The 22,073-nt window shown below is 67.5% G+C and carries 21 protein-coding genes and 2 tRNA genes; 18 read left to right on the top strand and 5 right to left on the bottom strand.

All coding sequences use genetic code 11. From position 1 onward, the window contains the following. The first annotated feature begins 289 nt into the window (after positions 1 to 289). Together HCH03_RS05105 and HCH03_RS05100 are read left to right on the top strand one after the other, a co-directional pair. Complete coding sequence (locus HCH03_RS05105; protein ID WP_221688621.1) at positions 290 to 1,570, top strand: MFS transporter; 1,281 nt, start codon at positions 290 to 292, stop codon at positions 1,568 to 1,570. 160 nt (positions 1,571 to 1,730) lie between these two features. Next, positions 1,731 to 1,805 (top strand) — tRNA-Ile (locus HCH03_RS05100). Between the two features lie 68 nt (positions 1,806 to 1,873). Here the strand turns inward: HCH03_RS05100 and trpS are convergent. Then, positions 1,874 to 2,920, bottom strand: coding sequence for a tryptophan--tRNA ligase (trpS, locus tag HCH03_RS05095; protein WP_080142812.1), 1,047 nt, complete (start codon positions 2,918 to 2,920; stop codon positions 1,874 to 1,876). A gap of 253 nt (positions 2,921 to 3,173) precedes the next feature. Between trpS and HCH03_RS05090 the strand changes: the two genes are divergently transcribed. The 3 genes from HCH03_RS05090 to HCH03_RS05080 all read left to right on the top strand — a co-directional run bounded on the left by HCH03_RS05090 (position 3,174) and on the right by HCH03_RS05080 (position 4,831). Further along, positions 3,174 to 3,515, top strand: coding sequence for a PadR family transcriptional regulator (locus tag HCH03_RS05090; protein ID WP_080142813.1), 342 nt, complete (start codon positions 3,174 to 3,176; stop codon positions 3,513 to 3,515). After that, positions 3,512 to 4,186, top strand: coding sequence for an HAAS signaling domain-containing protein (locus tag HCH03_RS05085; RefSeq protein ID WP_221688620.1), 675 nt, complete (start codon positions 3,512 to 3,514; stop codon positions 4,184 to 4,186). Before HCH03_RS05090 ends, HCH03_RS05085 begins: the two co-directional genes overlap by 4 nt. A 132-nt stretch (positions 4,187 to 4,318) precedes the next feature. Next, positions 4,319 to 4,831: a DUF6125 family protein gene (locus HCH03_RS05080; RefSeq protein WP_221688619.1), complete on the top strand. Its 513-nt coding sequence runs from the start codon at positions 4,319 to 4,321 to the stop codon at positions 4,829 to 4,831. A gap of 25 nt (positions 4,832 to 4,856) precedes the next feature. Here the strand turns inward: HCH03_RS05080 and HCH03_RS16760 are convergent, their stop codons facing one another. Next, positions 4,857 to 6,197, bottom strand: a complete 1,341-nt coding sequence (locus HCH03_RS16760; RefSeq protein WP_221688618.1) for a GGDEF domain-containing protein — start codon at positions 6,195 to 6,197, stop codon at positions 4,857 to 4,859. 314 nt (positions 6,198 to 6,511) lie between these two features. Between HCH03_RS16760 and HCH03_RS05070 the strand changes: the two genes are divergently transcribed. Together HCH03_RS05070 and HCH03_RS05065 are read left to right on the top strand one after the other, a co-directional pair. After that, entirely contained in the window at positions 6,512 to 8,281 is a 1,770-nt protein-coding gene (locus HCH03_RS05070) for a putative bifunctional diguanylate cyclase/phosphodiesterase (RefSeq protein ID WP_221688617.1), read from the top strand. 33 nt (positions 8,282 to 8,314) lie between these two features. Further along, a complete protein-coding gene (locus HCH03_RS05065; protein ID WP_221688616.1) occupies positions 8,315 to 8,620 on the top strand; it encodes a hypothetical protein in 306 nt (101 codons plus the stop codon). 47 nt (positions 8,621 to 8,667) lie between these two features. Here the strand turns inward: HCH03_RS05065 and HCH03_RS05060 are convergent. Together HCH03_RS05060 and HCH03_RS05055 are read right to left on the bottom strand one after the other, a co-directional pair. Then, positions 8,668 to 8,742 (bottom strand) — tRNA-Val (locus HCH03_RS05060). 136 nt (positions 8,743 to 8,878) lie between these two features. Then, positions 8,879 to 9,256 (bottom strand): MerR family transcriptional regulator, encoded by a 378-nt coding sequence (locus tag HCH03_RS05055; RefSeq protein ID WP_080142822.1) that lies wholly within the window; start codon positions 9,254 to 9,256, stop codon positions 8,879 to 8,881. 336 nt (positions 9,257 to 9,592) lie between these two features. On the opposite strand from HCH03_RS05055, the gene HCH03_RS05050 reads away from it, so the two are divergent. Next, a complete protein-coding gene (locus HCH03_RS05050) occupies positions 9,593 to 11,689 on the top strand; it encodes an ABC-F family ATP-binding cassette domain-containing protein (protein ID WP_221688615.1) in 2,097 nt (698 codons plus the stop codon). Positions 11,690 to 11,865: 176 nt separating this feature from the next. Next, entirely contained in the window at positions 11,866 to 12,330 is a 465-nt protein-coding gene (locus tag HCH03_RS05045) for a tRNA (cytidine(34)-2'-O)-methyltransferase (protein ID WP_221688638.1), read from the top strand. A gap of 96 nt (positions 12,331 to 12,426) precedes the next feature. Here HCH03_RS05045 and HCH03_RS05040 read toward each other — a convergent pair whose 3' ends face one another. Further along, positions 12,427 to 13,209, bottom strand: a complete 783-nt coding sequence (locus HCH03_RS05040) for a glucose 1-dehydrogenase (protein ID WP_221688614.1) — start codon at positions 13,207 to 13,209, stop codon at positions 12,427 to 12,429. 343 nt (positions 13,210 to 13,552) lie between these two features. Between HCH03_RS05040 and HCH03_RS05035 the strand changes: the two genes are divergently transcribed. The 9 genes from HCH03_RS05035 (at position 13,553) to ispH (ending at position 22,055) form a co-directional block, all read left to right on the top strand. Next, positions 13,553 to 14,230, top strand: coding sequence for a site-2 protease family protein (locus HCH03_RS05035; RefSeq protein ID WP_221688613.1), 678 nt, complete (start codon positions 13,553 to 13,555; stop codon positions 14,228 to 14,230). A 12-nt stretch (positions 14,231 to 14,242) separates the two neighbouring features. Beyond that, positions 14,243 to 15,034 (top strand): segregation and condensation protein A, encoded by a 792-nt coding sequence (locus HCH03_RS05030; protein WP_080142827.1) that lies wholly within the window; start codon positions 14,243 to 14,245, stop codon positions 15,032 to 15,034. 9 nt (positions 15,035 to 15,043) lie between these two features. Next, on the top strand, positions 15,044 to 15,925 hold the full coding sequence (gene scpB, locus HCH03_RS05025) for an SMC-Scp complex subunit ScpB (RefSeq protein ID WP_221688612.1): 882 nt from the start codon (positions 15,044 to 15,046) through the stop codon (positions 15,923 to 15,925). 152 nt (positions 15,926 to 16,077) lie between these two features. Beyond that, complete coding sequence (locus tag HCH03_RS05020) at positions 16,078 to 16,935, top strand: pseudouridine synthase (protein WP_221688611.1); 858 nt, start codon at positions 16,078 to 16,080, stop codon at positions 16,933 to 16,935. A 106-nt stretch (positions 16,936 to 17,041) separates the two neighbouring features. After that, positions 17,042 to 18,217: a prephenate dehydrogenase/arogenate dehydrogenase family protein gene (locus HCH03_RS05015; RefSeq protein ID WP_221688610.1), complete on the top strand. Its 1,176-nt coding sequence runs from the start codon at positions 17,042 to 17,044 to the stop codon at positions 18,215 to 18,217. Further along, a complete protein-coding gene (aroA, locus tag HCH03_RS05010; protein ID WP_221688609.1) occupies positions 18,207 to 19,565 on the top strand; it encodes a 3-phosphoshikimate 1-carboxyvinyltransferase in 1,359 nt (452 codons plus the stop codon). The genes HCH03_RS05015 and aroA overlap by 11 nt, the downstream gene beginning before the upstream one ends. Continuing rightward, the gene (cmk, locus tag HCH03_RS05005) at positions 19,562 to 20,383 is read left to right on the top strand and encodes a (d)CMP kinase (protein WP_246599657.1); all 822 of its coding nucleotides are present in this window, start codon (positions 19,562 to 19,564) and stop codon (positions 20,381 to 20,383) included. The genes aroA and cmk overlap by 4 nt, the downstream gene beginning before the upstream one ends. Then, the gene (locus HCH03_RS05000) at positions 20,380 to 21,219 is read left to right on the top strand and encodes a lysophospholipid acyltransferase family protein (protein ID WP_221688608.1); all 840 of its coding nucleotides are present in this window, start codon (positions 20,380 to 20,382) and stop codon (positions 21,217 to 21,219) included. The genes cmk and HCH03_RS05000 overlap by 4 nt, the downstream gene beginning before the upstream one ends. Continuing rightward, a complete protein-coding gene (ispH, locus tag HCH03_RS04995; RefSeq protein WP_221688607.1) occupies positions 21,216 to 22,055 on the top strand; it encodes a 4-hydroxy-3-methylbut-2-enyl diphosphate reductase in 840 nt (279 codons plus the stop codon). The genes HCH03_RS05000 and ispH overlap by 4 nt, the downstream gene beginning before the upstream one ends. The last annotated feature ends 18 nt before the right edge of the window (positions 22,056 to 22,073 follow it).

Genomic DNA, 22,073 nt, shown 5'->3' with positions numbered 1-22,073 from the left:
CTGGAACCCCGAATCCTCGATATATGAATTCTGCCCACTACATGGCAGGTTGCAGCAGCTTCTGAGGGAGGGCCGATAGGCGGTATGAAAACGCCTGCTCGCGGTTGCGGAGCCAAGGCCGCCTGAAAAACTCATCGTAAGTTCCGATTCCGTTCCGCACTGCTTGCAACCAGGGGGCAGGTTCGTAGTGGGGACGGTGCTTTCGGCAAGCCCGGGGTTCGAATGCGGCCGCTGTGCGGCCGGAACGTATAGAATAGGGACAGTTGCTGGAAGGGGAACAGGGGACACGATGGGTGCTTCAGACGAAGGGGCGTCGCGCGGGGACGTGTCGGCCGGTCGCGTGCGAGCCACCGCTGCTCGCGGGGCGGGGCGTAAGGCGGCACGCGGGGGCTCGACGTTGATGGGCGTGCTGGCTATTGCGGCGGGCATCGTCATCGTCATGAACCTTTTCAAGGTGTCGGCGTCTATGAGCTTGCTGACGGCCGATCTGGGCATCGATCCGAGCGCGGGCAGCTGGCTCATCACCATCTGCACCGTGGTGGCGGTGGTGCTCGTGCTGCCGGCGGGAGGGCTGGCCGACCGTTTCGGGCCGAAGCGCATCGGGCTGCTTGGCCTGGTTTGCGCGGCGCTCGGCAGCGCGGCGGGGGCCCTGTGCTCCGACATCGGGCCGCTTTTGGCCACCCGCGCGCTCGAGGGCGTGGGTTACGGGCTCACGGGGGTCGTTTCGCCGGCCATCATCGCCGAGGCGTTCCCGCCCGAGAAGCGCGGGTTTCCCATGGCCGTGTGGTCGTGCTGGATGGACTTGGGAATGCTGGCCGTGCTCAACGTGGCGAACCTGTTCATCGACCCGTCTGTGGTGGGCAGCTGGACGAACCTCTGGTGGCTGTGCTCGGCGCTCATTGTTGTCGTGGCGGTGGTCTACGCGCTTGCGGTCAGGGAGGCGCCTCGGGTTCCGGCAGGGGAAGGCGCGCGCCGGCCCTCGTTGGCCCAAGGGCTGCGCACGCCTGCGACATGGGTGGTGGCGCTGGTGTTTCTGCTGTACAACATCGGCGTGCTCTCGCTGCTCACCTTGGCGCCGCTCTACTGCCAGACGCAGCTTGGCCTGGGCGTGGCGGAGGCCAATTCCTACACGAGCCTGCTCACCGTGGGCATGATAACGGGTGCGTTCGCCATGGGCTTCGTGCTCTCGCGGGTGCGGACGCTGCGAGCGCGCATTGTGCTGCTCGCGGCAAGCATGGTGCTCGCCGCGGCCGTTCTCGGCTGGGCCTACGTGTACACGCTCGACCAGATCGTTGCCTTCATGCTGCTGACCGGGCTCTGCTTGTCCATCATGCCGGCCGTAGGGTTCACCATCGTGCCCGAGACGGCGGCGTCGCCCGCGTTCGTCGGCGCGGCTATCGGCCTGTTCATGCTCATGGGAAATCTGGCCGGCTTCGGCACGCCGCTCGTAGGATCGCTGATGGAAGGCTCGGCCCCCGCGCTCTCGGCGGCCCTCGTCGGCGTCAACCTCGTCGGCGCGGCGCTGTCTTTGGTGCTGCTGAGGTTGATGAAGGCGCGCCGCGCCGCTTAGGGTTCGCCGAGCCGGCTGCGGCGGCCGAGCGGACGCCCGAGCGCTGGGGAACCGCCCCCTGCCGGCGCCGCTTGGGCGCGAAGGCGGGATTTTCTTGCGAGTCCGCCGTTTTCTTGGCAATGGGGCGCGTTTTGAGATAGAATAGCGAGGCGCTGTTCGAGGGCCTATAGCTCAATGGCGGAGCAGGGGACTCATAATCCCTTGGTTGCAGGTTCGAGTCCTGCTGGGCCCACCAGAAACGACAAGGCCGGATGCTTCCCGCACCCGGCCTTTTTCGTGTTGCACCTCGGCGCGCCTTGCCGCCTAGTACACCATGCCCATGGTCTCGCGCACCTCGTCGAGGGTGGCGTTCGCGATCTCGTTGGCCGCGCGGTTGCCCTCGTGCAGCACGTCCTCGATGTAGTCCATGTCGGCCAGCAGCTCCTCGCGGCGCGCGCGGATGGGGGCCAGGTAGGCGTTCACGCTCTCGGTGACGTACTTCTTGAGCGTGCCCGAGCCGCCGTCGCCGATCTCGGCGGCGATGTCGGCCTCGGTGCGGCCCGTGCAGAGCGCGGCCGTGGTCAGCAGCGCCGACACGCCGGGGCGCCCCTCGGGATCGTAGGTGATGTTCCGATCGGCGTCGGTCTGGGACTTCTTGATGAGCTTCGCCGTCTCGGCGTCGGTGGCGGACAGGCTGATGGCGTTGCCATAGCTCTTCGACATCTTGCGCCCGTCGAGGCCCGGGATGGCCGGGGCGTCGTTCAGCAGGCCGTCAGGCTCGGGGAACACGTGGCCGTAGCGCTCGTTGAAGCGGCGGGCTATCTGGCGCGTCTGCTCGATGTGGGGCATCTGGTCCTTGCCCACGGGCACGATGTTGCCCTTGCAGAACAGGATGTCGCACGCCTGGTGCACGGGATAGGTGAGCAGCAGGCCCGTGAGGGCGTGGCCCGAGGCGTCCTGCTCGGCCTTCACCGTGGGGTTGCGCAGAAGCTCGGACTCGGTCACGAGCGACAAGAACGGCAGCATGAGCTGGTTGAGCGCCGGCACGGCCGAGTGCGTGAAGATGATGGTCTTGGCCGGATCGATGCCGCAGGCCAGGTAGTCCACCACCATGTTGCGCACGTTGTCGGCGATGTTCGCGGTGGTGTCGCGGTCGGTGATGACCTGGTAGTCGGCGATGATGATGCGGGTGGAGATTCCCAGATCCTGCAGCGCCACGCGCTCGCGGATGGTACCGAAGTAGTGGCCCAGGTGCAGCCGCCCGGTGGGGCGGTCGCCGGTCAGCATGGTGTACTTCTCGGGATGCTCGGGCAGATCGGCGCGGATCTCGTCGGAGCGCTTGCGGCTGGCTTCGTAGCTGTCGATGCTCATGAGGTTCGTCTCTTTCGTGGTCTTAAGGGCAAAACGTCGCCCACCAGTATAGCGTTTCTTTTTCGCGCCGGCTCACGCGTTTGAGCGCGAACGCATGGTTTTTGCGTCCCGATCTCGCGTTGAAGGGTTGAGGGACCGTGCGCGCTGGAAACGCGGCCATGTTGGAGGCGCCGTTCGGCCTTTTCCCTTATTGCGCGGTAAGGCCAGATCACCTATACTTAGTATTGCTAAATAACAGAAACGAGGACGTTCGATGCAGCAAAGGTTCGCTCAGCAGATGAAGAAGGGCGCGCTTGACATGCTGGTTCTGAAGCTCTTGGAGCGCGAGGAGAAGTACGGCTACCAGCTTATCAGCGAGCTGCGCGAACGGTCGGGCGGCGCCGTGTCGCTCAAAGAGGGCACGCTGTACCCCTTGCTGTACCGGCTGGAGGACGGCGGCCTGGTGACCAGCCGCACGGCGGCCAAGACGGCGAAGGAGCCGGCGCGCAAGTACTACGCCATCACGGAGCAGGGCCGCACGGCCTTGGGCGAGATGTTCGAGGTTTGGAGCGAGTTCAACGGTTGTGTGGAGTCGATCATGGAGGAGGAGCGATGAATCAGCGGTCCTATGTGAAGGCGGTGGCGAAGCGCCTGACGTGCTCGAAGGCGCGCCGCGACGAGTTCGTGCGCGACCTGGAGTCGGACATCGCCGCCGCGCTCGCCGAGGGCGAGACGTGGGAGCAAGTCGAGCGCCGCATGGGCGACCCCCGCGACGTCGCGCGCGAGTTCAACGAGGACCTGTCCGACCGCGAGCTCGCCGCCGGCAAGAAGCGCAGGCGCAACAAGGTCGTCGGCATCGTGTCGGGCGCCGTGGTCGTGGTGCTGGTCGTGCTCGTCGTCGCCGCGTGGTGGGCAACGCCGAAGACCGCTCCGGCAGGCCAAAGCGTCGGGCTGAGCGAGCAGGAGGTCCTCGCGCAGGCGCAGAAGGTGGTCGCCCTTGTCGACGCAGGCGACTACGAGGCTATTTTCGCCTTGGCGCCCGAAAGCCTGCAGCAGACGATGACCAGCCAGGAATTCGCCGATGCGATTGAAGAGGCGCGCGCAACCGTTGGAGGCGGCGATTGGGGCTCCTTCACGTCGTTCGGCAACGCGTACGGGGTGGAGATCGTTCAGATGGGGCAGACGCAGGAGTTCACGGAGACGATGGTCGTCTACGAGAACGCCGTCATCACCTACACCATCACGTTCGATGGAAGCATGCAGTTGACGAACCTGTTCATGAAGTGAGCCGGATCCGTTTCGCGGTGGGTCGCTTCTCAAGGAGCTGCCCGTTGCGATCGATGCAGGGTTCCCCGAAACGGCTCCGCGCCTCCATTCCGCACCCTCGTTTATAATGGCGGGCGACGGAAGGGGCATTCTATGAACGAAACGTTGGAAAACCTGTCGCGCGAGCAGTTGGCGGCGCTGGTCGAGGCGTACGCCAAAAACGCCATCGCGCTCGACGGCGTGTGGTTCCAAGCGGCCGAGCGCGACGCCGGCATGGACGCGGCCATGCGCTACGACTGCGAGGCGTGGGAGCGTTTCGGCCTCACCGAGGCGCGGCGCTTGAAGAAGCTGCTGGGCCTGGGGGCGCGGCCGGGGCTCGACGGTTTGGCCGCGGCCCTGCCGCTGCGCTTCCAGTCGGTGGCGAACGAATGCACCGTGCGCCGCGAGGACGACGCCGTGATCTACCGTATCGAGACGTGCCGCGTGCAGCAGGCGCGCAAGGACAAAGGGCTCGCCTACCACCCCTGCAAGGAGGTGGGGGAGGTGGAGCACCCGTCGTTCGCCCGCGGCATCGACGAGCGCCTGGCCTGCACGTGCCTGAGCTGCCACCCCGACGTGAGCGACGACACCTGCAGCTGCGCCTGGCGGTTCACGCTGAAGGCGTAGACGGCCCCAAGCCCAGAGGGCGGCCCTAACGCGCGCGACGGCCTTCCAGACTCTCGCGGTACCTTCGTTTCTCGGCGTACATGAGCTTGTCGGCGCGGTTCACCAGGATGCTCGCCGCTTCGCCGGCGTCGCTCCATACCGCGCCGATCGAGGCGCTGGCCACGTCGTCGTTCGCCGCGCGCTCCCTGAGCGAGGCCGTGCGGGCTTCGAACTCGTCCCGCTCCAGGTTCGCGGCCAAAACGACGAACTCGTCGCCGCCTATGCGGTAGACGTCGTCGGGGAAAAGATCGCATACCAGGCCGCTCATGCGGCGTATCATGAGGTCGCCGTACGAGTGCCCCTGCGTGTCGTTTGCCAGCTTCAGGTCGTTGATGTCGACGAACACCACGCCGAACGAAGCGGGCGGGCGCTCGTCGAACTCGTCCAGCACCTCGAGGTACCGGTTGCGGTTCCCCACGCCGGTCAGGCTGTCCACGCGCGAAAGCTCGCCCAGCCTGTCCAGCAGCTTCCGCTTCTCCAGCTCGTTTTGGATGAAGTACGTCAGCGAGCGCAGCAGCATGAACTCCTCGGTGTTGCGCCGCGGGTTGTCCACGCCCAGAAAGGCGATCATCTCGCCCGCGGCGTCGTGCACGGGCACGGCTATCAGCGAGTCGATGCCCTGCGGAGCGAGCGTCTTGTACTCTTGGGAGTCGTGGTCGAGCGTGCGCTCCGCATCGATGATGTGCACCATGCCCACAGCGTCGAAGCTCTCCATCCAGCTTCCGAAGTCGTCGAGGGATATCTCCTGCAGGTTGTCGATCTCGGGCGAGACGCCTGCGGCGCACCACTCGTAGGTGTTGCTCACGTTGTTGCCGGTCGTCGATTCGAACAGGTAGGCGCGGTCGGCGTCGTAGAACTCGCCGAGCACGCAAAGCAGCTCGTCGACGCCCGTGCCGCCCTCCGTGTCGCCCGAAAGCGTCCGCGCGCAGCGCACGAGCGTGCGCTCCACGTCGAGGCGCGCCTGCAGGTTGCTGCGCTGCTCCATCTCCTCGGTCGAATCGCTTGCCACTTCGAGGCGCAGGGTCTCGCCCTCGACCTCGATGAGCTTGTCTTGGCAGGTGTAGTAGCGTCCGATTCTTTCGTTGTACGTTTCGAAGCGGCAGCGGCCCTCGCGCAGGAGCCGCCTGTTCGTGCAGCTGGGGCACGGTTTGTCCCGGCCCTGCAAAACGGCGTAGCACTTCTTTCCCAGGTACTCGCGCTCGGACACGCCCAAGACGGTGCGCCCGGCCTCGTTGAGGTACAGCAGCTCGTTCGTGTCGATGGTGCAGACGTATATGATGTTGTCGCTGGCTTCGGTGACGATGCCGGCGATGTTGGTTCTGTCCACGGCCGCGCTCCTTGTCGTTGCTCGATCGAACCATTATAGCCCCTTTCGACAGGAGGGCCCATCGGCACGACGTTCTCTTTCTGCAATTCGCCGACCAGCGCAAATAGCATATGGCAATCGAGCTTGCTGGGGATATAATGGTCGGTAATGTCGCGTTCGCCCGTCAGCGAAAGGGCGTGCGGGCGAGCGGCCGGCGCCGTTTTTCGGCCGCGGTCTTGGTTGCGCTCATGGAAGGAACGCCATGCGGGATGCTTCGGTGGGGGGGGGGGGTCTCTGAGAGGGGTCCCGGAGGTTCCGCGCGCTCGCGTGCGGGCGTGACGGCAGCCTGCGTCGTCGTCTGGGTCATCGGCGCGGCGCTGCTTATCTCGAGCCTCGCGCAGATGCAGAACTACGCGTCCATCATCAACAACGCCGGCGTGGTGCGCGGCGGCACGCAGATGACCGTCAAGCTCGAAATGGCCGGCGTCCATGCGGACGCCATCGCCGAGCGTGTCGACGGGCTGCTCGTGCAATTGATCGGCGACGAACGGACGCGCCTGTTCAAAACGCCCGCCTCCGACGCCGTCTTGGACGATTTGCAGGCCGTGCAGGACAAGTGGCGCGTCATTAGGGACGAGGTCGAGGACGTGCGGTCCGGCGCGCCAAGCGGGGCTCTGCTGCAAGCGAGCCAAGAGCACTGGGAGCTCGCCGACAAGGCCGTCAAGGCCGCCGAGGTGCGCGCGAACTCCGAATCCCGCCTCATGCTGCTCGTGAGCGCCTTCCTCGTGCTGTTCACCACCGCGATCATCGTGCTGCGCGAGCGCGACAGCATGAAAAGGCAGCGAAGGATCTTTTACACGGATCCTTTGACCGGCGGAAGCAACCTGGAGGGCTTCTGCCGTCAGGCCGCCAAGGAGATAGCCGCCGCCCCGCCCTCCATGTATTTGGTGGTCTACACCAACATCGTCCACTTCCGGTTCATCAACGACTCGTTCGGCCGCACCGCCGGCGACGAGCTCATCGTGCGCCTGTACGAGATATACCGCGAATCCTGCGACGGCCTGTGCGCCCGGGCGGATTCGGACCATTTCGCGTTGCTGATGAAAAACGATCCCGCGGCGCTCGAGGCGCTTTGCGCGAAGGTCGACGCCGACCTGCGCGCGGCGGAGGACCTGCATTTCACCGGCACGCTGTCGTGCAATTACGGCGCGTACGTGGCCGACGACCCGAACGTCGGCGTTGCGTCCATGGTGAGCGACGCCGCGCACGTGCTCAAGGCGGGCACCAAGGAACGGGGGATCGCCTACTACACCGAGGCGTTCCGCGCCAAGCTCAGCAGCGAGATGGAGATCGTGCAGGGCATGGCCGACGCGCTCGAACGCGAGGAGTTCCAGCTGTACTTCCAACCTCAGATCGACGTGCGCACAGGGATGCTGACGGGGGCCGAGTGCCTCTGCCGCTGGCAGTCGCGCGAGCTCGGCTTCATGCAGCCGAACGCGTTCATCCCCGCGTTCGAGCGCTCCGGGCTCATATCCGAGCTGGACTTCTACATGCTGGAGCGCGTGTGCCGGGCGTACCCTCTGCTCCTGCCGGGCGATCGGGGAGGGGCGCTGCCCGTGTCCATCAACTTCTCGCGGCCCACGGTGCTGCAGGACGGCTTCGTCGAGCGGTTCCTCGAGATCGTGCGGAGCCACGACCTTCCTTCCGAGGCCATCGAGGTGGAGATAACGGAAGGCGCGTTCATGGTCGACGAGGCCGTGGTCATCAACGCCATGGACACGCTGCGCGCAGAGGGCTTCCGCATAGCCATGGACGATTTCGGAACGGGGTTCTCGTCGCTCAACCTCCTGCGCAGGCTGCCGATCCAGGTGCTCAAGCTCGACAAGGAGTTCCTGCGCGAAGGCTACGAGACCGACCGCACCCAGTCCATCTTGAGCGACATCGTGGGCATGGCGCAGCATTTGGGCATCCGCACCGTTTGCGAAGGGGTCGAGACGCCCGAGCATCTGGAGCTGCTGCGCCGGATCGGCTGCGACACGGCCCAGGGCTTCTACTATTCCCGTCCCGTCGATTTGGAGTCGTTCAAGCGCACGTACCTGGGCTAGAATGGTGGGGAACGGAACCGGGGAGGTGCGAGCATGGTCGAGTGGATGGGGCTGGAGTTGGACGGCTTTTGGTTGTCGCTGCTGTTCGGGAGTCCGTTGGGGCTGTTCGTCTTCTCGTTCCCCATCATGTTCTTCCTCGCTTTCGTGGTCTCGGAATCGGCGGAGCCGCTGGAGCGCTTGGCCAGGAGAAGCGAGGGGCTTGGGCGGTTCATAGACAAGGCGCGGGAGAAGGGCCCCCGCGAGGGCTGGTCGGGCTACGTGATCGGCGCGATCACGGCGGCGTTCCTCTTCGCCTGCGCAGCCTGGGTGTACCTGAGCATAACCCGCATCGGTTCGTGACGCGTGCAAAGGAAAAGCCCTCGGGAATCCGAGGGCTTTGAAGTATCTGGTGGTCGCTACAGGATTTGAACCTGTGACCCCCGCCGTGTGAAGGCGATGCTCTCCCGCTGAGCCAAGCGACCGTATTTGCTGCTCCGTTGCAGCGTGTTTGGATATTCTAGCGGTAGTTTCCCTGTCGCGCAAGGGCCGATTTCGAGCTCGTTCGAGGAATCTTCAAAACTTGGCCGATTGAGCGTCGTATTTCTCGGCGGACGCGCGCTACTCGCCGCGTATCTCGCGCTCCGTGGCGAGGATGTCCTCGTAGTTGGCTATCTTGCCGTTCAGGCGGTCGAGGCCGGCCTGCATGTCGGCGATGCGCTTCTCCACCAGCTCGCGTTGCTCCTCCAGAAGCGCCTTGCGCGCGGCCGCCGTCTGCTCGCCCTGCTCGAACAACTGCATGTACTCGATGAGCGCCTCGATGGACACGCCGGCCCCGCGCATGCACTTCACGAACTGCACGCGCGCGCAGTCCTGCTCGCTGTAGTCGCGCACCCCGCTCGCGTTGCGCGTGACGCCCGGCAAAAGGCCGATGCGCTCGTAGTAGCGCAGCGTGTCGGCGCTCATCCCGTATTGCTTGCTCACTTCGGCTATCTTCATCGAAGGCTCCTTCCCGTGTATGCGTATTGAAGCACATGGAGCGCACTCCAAGTCAAGGGGTTCGACGATCCGCCAATACGCAGTGCGCATCGCGGGGCGCGGCGAAGCGCCGCCGCTCCCGCCAACGGCCGTTCGCGTTCGACCGGCGCCGCCGCAGCCGCATCATTGTAGTCGCTTTCTGGGATCGGCGAAGACGCTTCGCCGCAAGGGCGTTCTTCCGCTATCATAGACAAGTTGCGCCCGACCGGACGCCGCATGCCGTCGGATGACGGGCAGCGGCTCGTCCGATGCCGAGGGCGCCCCGGAAAACCCACGCACGGAAAGCGCGCACGCACTATGATCATGCAGCTCGAACATATCTCGAAGTCGTTCGGAGGGCGCCAGCTCTTCCACGACGTGACGTTCCGCCTCGAAGAGTACGAGCGCCTGGCCCTCGTGGGCCCGAACGGCGCCGGCAAAACCACCATGCTCAACATCATCTCGGGCCAGGAGGACGCCGACGAAGGGCGCGTGCTGTTCGCGAAGGGCGCCCGCGTGGGCTACCTGGAGCAGGAGGCCATCGAGATGGCCGACCAGCCCATCTTCGAGGAGGTCATGTCGTCGCAGGTGGAGGTGCTCGAAGCCGAGCGCCGCCTGTACAAGCTGGAGCACGAGCTGGGTGAGAACCCCACCGAGCAGCAGCTGGCCGCGGCCGGCCGCGCGCGCGACGCCTACGAGGTGCTGGGCGGCTACACCATCGAGGCCAAGGTGCGCAGCGTCATGTTCGGCCTCGGCTTCAAGGAGGGCGACCTGCGCCGCTCCACCACGGAGTTCTCGGGCGGCTGGCAGATGCGCATCGCGCTGGCGAAGCTGCTCATCCGCAACCCCGAGGTGCTGCTGCTCGACGAGCCCACCAACCACCTGGACCTGGAGAGCGTGAAGTGGCTCGAGGGCTTCTTGCGCGGCTACGGCGGCACCGTGGTTGTGGTGAGCCACGACCGCGCGTTCATGGACAACATGGTGGACCGCGTGGCCGAGGTGGACAACGGCCAGGTGAACCTGTACAAGGGCAACTACTCGGCCTATCTCAAGACGCGTGAGGAGCGCCTCGAGCGCCTGCGCGCCGAGGCGGCGAAGCAGGCCGAGGAGATCGCCCATATGGAGGCGTTCATCGAGAAGTTCCGCTACAAGCCCACGAAGGCCAAGCAGGTGCAGGACCGCGTGAAGAAGCTGGAGAAGATCAAGCGCATCGAGCTTCCCGAGGAGAAGAAGACGGTGCACTTCAACTTCAAGCAGCCGCCGCGCACCGGCGACGAGGTGGTGCGGGCGCGCGGCTTGGTGAAGCGCTTCGGCGAGAAGACGGTGTACGACGGCTTCGACTTCACCCTGTACCGCGGCGACAAGGTGGCCCTCGTGGGCCCGAATGGCGCGGGCAAGTCGACGTTGCTGAAGATGATCGCCGGGGCGATGGCCCCCGACGCGGGCAGCATCGATTACGGCGTGCACGTGACGAAGACCTACTACGCCCAGCACCAGCTGGAGGAACTGCATCCCGGCAACACCGTGTTCGAGGAGCTCGACCGCGTGGCGCCTGGCTGGACCATCAGCCAGGTGCGCACGCTCTTGGGCGCGTTCCTGTTCACGGGCGACGCGGTGGACAAGCGCGTGAGCGTGCTTTCCGGCGGCGAGAAGAGCCGCCTCGCGCTGGCGAAGATGCTCGTGGCGCCGCGCCCGCTGCTGTGCCTGGACGAGCCCACGAACCACCTGGACATCGCGAGCGCCGACATCCTCGAGCAGGCGCTCAAGACGTTCGAGGGCACGATCCTCTTCATCACGCACGACCGGCACCTCATCCGCGGCGTGGCGAACCGTATCGTTGAGGTGGAGCCGGGCCGCGTGACGAACTACGACGGCGACTACGACTACTACCTGTTCAAGAGCGGCCAGCTCGACGGCCCCGCGCCCGAGGAGCGCTCGCTCGTGGACGAGGTCATGGGGGAGGGCGCCGCCGGCAAGGCGGCCTCCGGCAAGGGTGCGAAGGCGCAGGCCGGATCCAAGACCGTGGTGAACGTGAACCGACGCGCGCGCGGCGAGGGCGGCTCCGCCAAGTCGACCGCGTCCGCGCAGATCACGGCCCCGCGCGAGAGCTCTCCGAAGACGAAGGAGCAGAAGCGCCGCGAGGCCGAGGCGCGCAACCGCGCCTACGCCGCGCTCAAGAACCACCGCAAGCGCATCGCCGAACTGGACAAGCAGATGGAGCGCGACAACGAGCGCCTGGCAGAGCTTTTGGAGCTCATGGCCGACCCGGACTTCTACATCAACGAGGACGCGAGCTCCGACGCCGTGGCCGAGCACGGCAAGCTGAAGGCGCGCCTGGCCGCCGCCGAGGAGGAGTGGTTCCTGCTCACCGAGGAGCTGGAGGAAGAGATGGCGAAGCAGGCGGAACAGGCGTGAGCGGCAACGGCCGTCATCTTGAGCGGAGCGCGAAGGTCGTGCCCTCCTCTTGTCATCCTGAGCGGAGCGCGAAGCGCGGAGTCGAAGGATCCCGTGCGGTGCCAACCGTAAACCTTGCTGCCGATGCCGAGCGGGATCCTTCGACTCCGGCGCCATGCGCCTGCGCTCAGAACGACATGAGGTTGAACGTCGTGCTGGTGGAGCCGGAGATCCCGCAGAACACCGGCAACATCGCGCGGACGTGCGCCTGCACGGGAGCGCGGCTGCACGTGGTGGAGCCCTTGGGGTTCCGCCTGACGCAGAAGCAGCTCGCCCGTGCGGGCTGCGATTATTGGGACGAGGTGGACCTCGTGCGCTGGCCGTGCGCCGATGCGTTCTTCGAGGCGCACGGAGCCGACGAGCTGCACCTGTTCACGGGGCGTGCCGAGCGCTCCTTCGCCGACGTGCGCTACGGTACGGGCTCCTTCCTCGTGTTCGGCCGCGAGAGCCGCGGGCTCGACGCCGCCGTCATCGGCCGCTTCGCCGAGCGCTGCGTGCGCATCCCCATGCGCGAGGGCCTGCGCAGCCTGAACCTCTCCAACGCCGTAGCCGTGGCCGCCTACGAGGCCCTGCGCCAACAGGGCTGGCCGGGGCTGGGGTAGCGCAACGTCGCACAGGGGCTTGAACGCGAAACGGCCGCCTGTTGGGGAGAGGCGGCCGTTTCGTTGGGATCGAGGCGAGGGCGCCGGGTCTGCGTCCTAGTACGCGCTCCAGCCGCCGTCGATGGTGAGCGTTTCGCCGTTGATGAAGCCGGCCTGGTCGGAGGCCAGGAACAGAGCGGCGGCCGATATCTCCTCGGGGGTGCCGGAACGGGTGGCGCCGGCGTAGCCGGTGGTGGCCTTCGCCATGCCGCGTTCGCTCGGCTGGCGCATGCCCACGCCGATGTTCGTCTGCGTGTTGCCGGGGCAGATGGCGTTGCAGCGGATGCCGGTGTCGGCGTACATGAACGCCACGTTCTTCGTCAGGCCCACGACGGCGAACTTCGAGGCGGTGTAGGCGCAGCCGCCGCGCCCGGCGCACAGGCCCGACAGCGAGGCCGTGTTGATGATGACGCCGGCGATCTCGTGTTCCAGGAAGTAGCGCACGGCCTTGCGCGTGCCGTACATGACGCTGTTCAGGTTCACCTTCATCAGACGCTCCCACACGTCGTCGTCCATCTCGGCGATGGGCAGCAGGTTGTCCATGATGCCGGCGTTGTTCACGATGATGTCCATCTGCCCGTACGTGTCCACGGCATGGTCGACCATAGCCTCCACATCCTCGCGCCTCGACACGTCCACCTTGACGGTGTCCAGCTTGTCGCCGTACTCGGCGAACTCCTGCTTGAGCGCGTCCAAGGCCTCCTCGTTGAGGTCGGCGGCCAGGCAGTTCGCGCCCGCCTCCAGGAAGCGTTGCACGATGCTCTTGCCGATGCCGGATGCGCCTCCGGTGATGACGGCGGTCTGGCCTGCGAGGATGGGGTTGGTTCGTGCGTCTGACATGGCGACGACTCCTTTTCTTCTTGCGTTGCTGGCCTGCTGGGACGGAGGATCGGGAAACGGGCCTCCGGGCTCTTCGCGGTTTTGGAACCGCACGCGAAGCGTATCATGGGGCCGATCCCGCCGATCGTCGTCGGCGGCGGAAGGCGCTCTGAGCACCCGCTGCGGAAAAGCCCCCGATGCGAGCGGCAGAAGAACGGTCTTCAGCGGCGAGGGCGGCGCTTTCGATGCAGCTCCCTACGGTTCCGACGAGGCGGTGCCTTTGATGCCCCCCCCTGCGGGAGTTTGTGAAGTTTCCCCGGCTGGGACGGCGCGTGCGGCCCGTTGCGCTAGACTGATTGGCATTATGATTTCGATACCCTACCTTGTCTGTTCCATACTCAGCTTCATTCCTGCCATCGTGTGCCACGAGGCGTGCCATGGTTTCGCCGCCTACAAGCTGGGCGACCCCACGGCCAAGCGCGCGGGGCGGTTGTCGTTCAACCCGCTCAAGCACATCGACCCGTTCGGCACCGTCATCATGCCGCTTCTGCTCATGGCCATGAACATGCCGGTGTTCGGCTACGCCAAGCCGGTGCCGTACAACCCGGCCTACTTCAAGGACCCGCGCAAGGGCGACCTCATCGTGGGGCTCGCCGGTCCGGCGGCCAACCTGGTGCTGGCCATAGCGGGCGCGGTCGTGTTCACCGTGGTCTCGCTTGTGCTGCCGGTGAACGTGCTGGCGCAAAACGACTTCTTCTACTATTTCTACGCCATGTTCCTACCCATGTTCTCGCTCATCAACCTGTACCTCATGTTCTTCAACCTGCTGCCCATCCCGCCGCTGGACGGCTCGTCCATCTTCGCGTTCTTTCTGCCGAAGAAGTACCTGCCCGCCTACTACAAGGTGCAGCGCTACGCGTTCCCCATCTTCATGATCGCCGTCATCCTGGTGCCCTACGTGCTGCACTTCAACCCCATCGGCATCTACTTGGACGTCACGGCCGGCACGGTGTTCGACGTGCTGTTCGCGTTCGGCGGATAGCGGGGCGCGGGCGTGTCGTACAAGGTTCGCATAGACAGCTTCGAAGGGCCGTTTGACCTGCTGCTCTACCTGGTCAGCCGCCAGAAGGTGGACATCGGCGCCATCTCCATCACCCAGATCGCCGACCAGTACCTGGCCGAGGTGAGCCGCATGGACAACCTCGACCTGGACGTGGCGAGCGACTTTTTGCTCGTGGCATCGACGCTTCTGGAGATCAAGGCGGAAAGCCTCATCCCGCGCGAGCGCGACGCCGTGGACGACGACATAGCCGAGCTCGCCCCCAGCGAGGCGCGCGACATGCTGGTGGAGCGCCTGCTCACGTACAAGCAGTTCAAGAACGCGGCCTCCACGCTGCTCGCGCGTTTCGTGTCCGAGGGTCGCATGCACGCGCGCCCGTTCGGGCCGGACGCGTGCTTTTTGAACCTCATGCCCGACTACCTGAAGGACGTGACGCTCGACGGCCTGGCGCTCTTGGCCGCGAACGCCTACGCGCGCCGCGAGGTGTTCCTGCTGGAATCGGAGCACATCGCCGCGAAGCCCATCCCCGTGGAAGTGCACGTGCGGGCCATCCACCAGCGCATCCAGAACAAGAAGCGGCTGCGGTTCTCGGAGCTCGTGGACGAGCGCACGCCGCTGCCGGTGGTGGTGGTGACGTTTCTGGCGGTGCTGGAGCTGTACAAGCGCGCCATGGTGAAGATCGAGCAGCAGGAGCAGTTCGGCGACATCGACATCCGCTACATCGAGGGGTCGGGCGAGCTCGTGCTCACGGGCGACGACGCCCTGACGTCGGTGGGAGAGGAATAGGAAGGTTCCATGTTCCAAGGTTTGCAGGAAAGCCAGTTGCCGGGCGCCCTCGAGGCGCTCCTGTTCGTGACCGACGAGCCGGTGGGCACCATCGCGCTCGCCGACATGTTGGAGGTGGAGCCTGCCGACGTGGAGCGGGCGCTCGTGGACTTGCGCGCGCGGTTCGAGGACGAGGAGCGCGGCGTGCAGCTGCGCGAGGTGGCCGGCGGGTGGCGGCTCTACACGCATCCGGTGTACCACGAGCTCGTGGAGAAGTACGTGCTGTCGTGGGACACGCGCAAGCTCTCGCAGGCGGCCATGGAGACGCTCGCCATCGTGGCGTACTCGCAGCCCGTCACGCGCGCCGGCGTGGCCAGCGTGCGCGGCGTGAACTCGGACAGCTCCATCAACTCGCTCGTGGAGAAGGGCCTGGTGCGCGAAGCGGGCACGGCCGACGCGCCGGGCAACCCGGTGCTCTACGCCACGACGCGCGCCTTCCTGGAGAAGTTCGGCCTGCGGTCGGTGGCCGACCTGCCCGACTTGGACCAGTTCGCCCCCGACGACGACACGCGCGCGTTCATCCGCGAGCGCCTGAGCGCCACGCGGGAGCCCGTGCACGTGGCGGACGAGGCGCGCATGGACGGCGCGGGCGCCGGCGAGGGCGATGGGTTCGACGGCGTGGAGTTCGACTTCGACGGCGAGGGCGAGGCGGCGGTGACGCTGGGAGAGCAGTTGGGCGGCGCGCAGGCCGACGGAGGCGAGCGGCCGCTGTTCGCCCGCGTGGACGAGGCGGCCGAGGACGCCGCGTCCACGTCAGCGCAGAGCCTGCTCGCCGAGGCCATGGCGTCGGGCCTCGGCCTGGTGGAGAAGATCGACTTCGACAGCCTGACGTTCGAGACGGACGATGAGTAGCGGCGGAGAGAGGCGAGGGCGGCACCCAGTCGCTCAAACAGTCCTCGCTGCGCTGCGGAACTCGCTTGGTGGGCACCGCCCTCGCCTCTCTCCGCCGCCGCGCGGTTGTCGTTTCTGCGGGAAGCGTCGATGCCCGAGAGGAGGGGGAGGGAATGGAGCCATCCCGAACAGCGCCGCAGCCTGAGCGCATCGTGCCCATGCGCCTGCAGAAGTTCTTGGCGCGGGCCGGGGCGGCCAGCCGCCGGGGGTCGGAGAACCTCATGACGGCCGGGCGCGTCACCGTGAACGGGATCGTGGTCACGGAGCTGGGCAGCAAGGTCGACCCGCTCGTGGACGAGGTGGCCGTGGACGGCAAGGTCGTGCGCCTGGCCGACGGCCCCGTCACGCTCATGCTGCACAAGCCGGCCGGCTACGTCACCACCATGTCCGACCCGCAGGGCCGACCCACGGTGGCCGAGCTCGTCCCCGCCGCCGACCATCCGGGGCTGTTCCCCATCGGGCGGCTCGACCGCGACACCACGGGGCTCTTGCTGTTCTCCACGGACGGCGAGCTGGGGCACGCGCTTTTGCGCCCCCGCGGCCATGTGGAGAAGGCGTACACGGCGCTCGTGGAGGGGCGTCCCTCCACCGGGCAGCTCGCTCACCTGCGCGAAGGCATCGAACTCGACGACGGCCCCACGCTGCCGGCTCGGGTGGAGCTTCTGGAGGGCGACGCCGCACGCGCGGCGCTGGCGGCGCTCGACGTGCCGCCGGAGGCGCCGGAGGGGGCCTCGCACCAGTACGCGCGCGCGTGCTCCGCGCGCGCCGCGCACCGCTCGGTCGTGCGCGTGGGCCTGCACGAAGGCAGGAAGAGGCAGGTCAGGCGCATGCTGGCCGCCATCGGGCATCCGGTGCTGGCGCTGCACCGCGACACGTTCGGCCCCGTGGGGCTGGACGGCCTGCCGCGCGGCGCGTGGCGCGAGCTGGAACCGGCCGAGGTGCGCGCGCTCGAACGCGCCGTGAACAGGTAAAGGGCCACTTCCGAACGGTCTGCCATTAATGCTAGAATGAAGCGGCCGGGAGGCGGCGCGGGTCGCGTCCCCGGCGCACGACACGACGAAAGGGAAGCATCGTCCCATGACTGAATCGCATACCGAACATTCCGGCCAGCCTGCGTTCGCGCGCATCGCCGTCGTGGGCTTGGGGCTGGTGGGCGCGTCGTTCGCCGCGGCCGCGCGCGCCGCGCAGCCGGATGTGGAGATCGCGGGCGTGGACGTCGACGCGCGCACGCGCGACATCGCGCGGGAGCGCGGTTGGGTCGACGCCGCGTGGACGCCGGACGACCCCGGCTTCGAGCGCTTCGTGCGCGAGGGCTGCGACCTGGTGGTGCTGGCCGCGCCCGTGGACGTGGTGGAGGGGTACTTCGAACTCCTGGCCGCCTGGGACTTCGGCGGCATCGTCACGGACACCGCCTCCACGAAAACGCGCATCGCGGCCGTCGCCGCGGCCGTGCTGCCGCACCCCGAGAACTACGTGCCCGGCCACCCCATGGCCGGCTCCGAGAAAAACGGCATCGACGGCGCGCGCGCCGACCTGTTCCAGGGCGCGCATTGGATCCTCTGCCCCGACGCGTCGACCCCGGCCGAGCACTTCCCGCGCCTGCACGAGCTGGTCACGTCGCTGGGCGCGCGCGTCATCGCGCTGCCGCGCGAGGACCACGACGAGGCGGTGGCCGTGGTGAGCCACGTGCCGCACATCGTGGCCTCGTCGCTCGTGCAGATGGCGTGCCGCCACGCCGACGACCAGCAGGCGCTCATGCGCCTGGCCGCCGGCGGCTTCAAGGACTCCACCCGCATCGCCGCCGGCTCCCCGGAGCTGTGGTGCGGCATCTCGTTCGACAACGCCGAGGCGCTGTCCGCCGGGCTCGCGGAGATGCAGGGCATCATCGGCTCGTTCGCCGACGCCCTCGCCGCCGGCGACCGCGCGCGCATGACCGCGCTTCTGGCCGAGGCCGCCGAGGCCCGCCGCGCGCTGCCGGCGGCATGGGTGCCCTCCACCGAGAAGCTCTTGGAGGTGCGCATCCCCATGGAGGACCGCACCGGCGTCGTGGCCGAGGTCACCACCATCGCCAGCTCCGTGGGCTGCAACATCCAGTCCATCGAGATCGACCACATCACGGCCGACAGCGCGGTCTTGAGCCTCGTGCTCACCGACGAGGGCGACGTCGGCCAGCTTTCCGCCCAGCTCATCAACGCCGGTTTCTCGGTATCGTTCAGTCCGCTTTCGGCCAAGGAGCACACCCATGTCGCATGAACCAGCCCCCGCATCCGCCCCGTCCGCCGCATCCGGCCATGCGGTGATCGAACCGCTGCCCGCGCCGTTGCACGGCGCCGCCACCGTGCCGGGCGACAAGTCCATCTCGCATCGGGCCGTGCTGTTCTCGGCCATGGCCGAGGGCACCTCGCGCGTGTCGGGCGTGCTCGATTCCGAGGACGTGCGCTCGTCCATCGCGGCCGTGAGCAAGCTGGGCGCGCACGTGTCGTTGGAGAAGCGGCCCGACGGCAGCCTGGCCGGCGGCATCACGGGCTGGGGGGCGGCCGGCCCGAAGCAGCCCGACGGCCCGATCGACTGCGGCAACTCGGGCACCACGGCGCGCCTGCTCATGGGCGTGCTCGCGCCGTGGGACATTCCCGTGGAGATCACGGGCGACGAGTCGCTGCAGCGCCGCCCCATGCGGCGCATCACCGCGCCGCTCATGAAGATGGGTGCGCGCTTCGAGCCGGGCGGCCGCGAGACGCTGCCCGTCACCGAGGTGGGCACGCGCGACCTGCGCGCCATCACCTACGATGCCCCTATGGCGTCGGCCCAGCTCAAAACGGCTGTTCTACTGGCCGGCGTCTACGCGCGCGGCACGACGACCTTAAACGAGCCCTCGCCGTCGCGCAACCACACCGAGCTCATGCTGCCCGAATTCGGCGTGCCCACCTTGTCCGCCGACCGCACGGCCAGCGTCACCGGCCCCCGCACGCTCCAGGCGGCCGAGGTGCGCGTGCCGGGCGACCCGTCCTCGGCGGCGTTCCTCGTGTGCGCCGCGGTGCTCAAGGCGGGCAGCTCCATCCAGGTGGAGAACGTGAGCCTGAACACGGCCCGCATCGGATTCACCCGCACGCTCGAGCGCATGGGCGCCGACGTGTCGGTGCGCCACGCGGGCGCGGCGGGCAAGGAGCCCTACGGGATCATCTCGGCGTGCCACACCTCGAACCTTCACGGCTGCGAGGTTCCGGCCGACAAGATAGCCACCATCGTCGACGAGGTGCCGGTGCTCGCGCTCGTGGCGGCGCACGCCCGCGGCGTGACGGTGTTTCGCGAGGTGGGAGAGCTGCGCGTCAAGGAAACCGACCGTCTGGCGGCCGTCGTCGAGGGTCTCGGGCTCATGGGGGTGGAAGCCTACATCGACGGCAACGACCTCTACGTGGAGGGGCAGCCCGGCCTGCGCGCGCCCCAGGGCGTGGCGTTCGACTCGAAGGGCGACCACCGCCTGGCCATGACGTGGGCGCTCGCGGGGCTCACCGGCTCCGTTCCCGTCACCGTGGAGAACTTCGACTCCGTCAAGATCAGCTATCCCCGTTTCCTGAACGACATCGAAAGGTTGGCTCGATGATCATCGCCATAGACGGCCCCTCCGGGGCCGGCAAGTCCACGGTCGCCAAGGCCGTGGCGAAGAAGCTCGGCTTCTCCTGCCTCGACACCGGGGCCATGTACCGCGCCGTGGCGTGGCGCGCGCTGCAAGACGGCGTGGCGCTCGACGACGACGCGGCCCTCGGGCGGCTGGCCCGCACCCACGACATCGCGTTCGGACACGAGCCGGGCGACCCCGCTCCCAAGCGCGTGTCCATAGGCGGCGAGGACGTCACGGACGCTATCCGCACGGCGGAGATCGACCGTGCGGTGAGCCCGGTGTCGGCCGCGCCCTCCGTACGCGAGGCGCTCGTCGCCCAGCAGCAGCGCATCGGGCGCGCGGGCGACTACGTGGTCGAGGGGCGCGACATCGGCACGGTGGTGTTCCCCGAGGCCGCGGTGAAGGTGTTCCTCACCGCGTCGGCCGAGGAGCGCGCGCATCGCCGCGTGCGGCAGAACGTGGACCGCAGCGTGGGCTCCATCGACTACGACGAGGTGCTCGCCGACATCCGCCGCCGCGACGACTACGACTCCTCGCGCGCCACGTCGCCCCTCAAGCCCGCCGACGACGCCGTGCATCTCGATTCCACGGGCCGCTACATCGAGGAGGTCATCGACGACATCTGCGCGATGGCGCGCGAACGCGGCGCGCAGGAACCTTCTTGCCCTTCCGAGCAAGCGGAAGCCCCCGCTTGTCATCCTGAGCGAGCGGAGGTCCCCTCTTGTCATCCTGAGCGGAGGCCGCAGGCCGGAGTCGAAGGATCCCCTGCGGCGCCAGCCGGAGGTGTCGAGTCCCGATGAGCCTGTTCCTTCCCTACGAGAAGATGTGGGACATGCCGCTCGGCGGGGTGTCCGAGGAGAAGCAGGTGCCGCACTGGGCCGGCAACCTCATCTGGGGCTTTCTCGTGTTCGTGTTCAAGATCTGCTTCCGCTACCGCGTTGACAACCGCCAGAGCATCCGCGGGTTCTACCGCAAGAGCGGCGTGGTGGTGGTGGCGAACCACACGTCGTTTCTCGACGTGGCGTTCATGTATCTGGTCACGCGCCCCCAGCAGTGGCTGCGCTTCATGGGGCGCGAGAGCCTGTTCGACAACGCGCACGGCCTGGTGGGCCAGATACTCTCGCGCGTGGGCGCGTTCCCCGTCAAGCGCGACGCGGCCGACCGCACGTCCATCAAGCGCGCGACGCGCATGCTGAAGAACGACGAGATCGTGGGCATCCTGCCCGAGGGCACGCGCCGCGGCAAGGGCACGAAGACCCCCGAGATCCACTCCGGCGCCGCGTTCGTGGCGAAGATGGGGAAGGCGCCCATCCTGCCCATGACCGTTCGCAACGCCGAGCTGGTGAAGCAGAAGGGCCAGCGCTTCCATTTCCCGAAGATCACCATCGAGTACGGCAACCCCATCCTGCTCGCCGACTTCGACTTCCTGCCGAAGGAGGACCGTCTGGACGGCTGCACGTGGTACGCCATGCGCGAGTGCTTCGCGCTGTCCCAGCGCGTGCCGCGCGACCAGGTGGACATGCGCGCGCTGTTCCCGGGGGGCCGCGACTTCACGGACGCGTTCGCAAAGCATCCCGTGCCCGAGCACACGACCGAGGAGGTCGTGGCCAGCATCGACGCGAAGGACGCCTCGTGAAGGTGGTCCGCGCCGCGTACGCCGGCGCCTGCTACGGGGTGCAACGGGCGCTCGACCTGGCGCTCAAGGCCGTCGAGGACGGCGGGTCCGCCTACACGCTGGGACCGCTCATCCACAACCCGCAGGTCGTGCGCCAGCTGGAGGAGCGCGGCGTGCGTGCCGTCGACGGCGCCGACGACGTGCGGGACGGCGACACGGTGATCATCCGCAGCCACGGCGTGACGCCCGAGGTCAAGCGCGTGGCGCAGGCCCGCAACCTGCCGCTCGTGGACGCCACGTGCCCGCACGTGGCCCGGGCGCAGAAGGCGGCGGCGCAGCTCGCCGAGCAGGGCCGCCACGTGGTCGTGGTGGGGGAGGCAGGCCACCCCGAGGTGGAGGGGCTGGTGGCGTACGCGCGCGAGGCCGGAGCCCCGGTGAGCGTAGCGGCCGGACCGGACGACCTGCCGGATGCGCTCGAAGGCCCCGTGGGCGTCGTCGTGCAAACGACGCAGACGTCCGAGGCTTTGGACGCCGTCGTGGCCGCGCTCGAGGAGCGCGGCGTGGAACCGCTGGTGAAGAACACCGTCTGCTTCGCCACGCGCCAGCGCCAGGAGGCGGCCGCCGCGCTTGCCGACGAGGTGGACGCCATCGTGGTCATCGGAGGGCGCAACTCGTCGAACACGACGCGCCTCGCGGACATCTGCGCCGCCGCCTGCCCGCGCACGCATCACGTGGAGACGCCCGGCGAGATCGACCCCGCCTGGTTCGAAGGTTGCGATACGGTGGGCGTCACCGCCGGAGCATCCACCCCCGAAGAGCAGATCGACGCCGTAACGTCCTTGCTTGAGGGGCTGTAGGGCAGTTCCTCGTGTCGG

This window comes from Gordonibacter massiliensis (ex Traore et al. 2017) (assembly GCF_019731765.1).
Classification (GTDB): domain Bacteria; phylum Actinomycetota; class Coriobacteriia; order Coriobacteriales; family Eggerthellaceae; genus Gordonibacter; species Gordonibacter massiliensis.
Note: the sequence above shows the minus strand (reverse complement) of the source record. Positions and strands in the feature narration are given on the sequence as shown.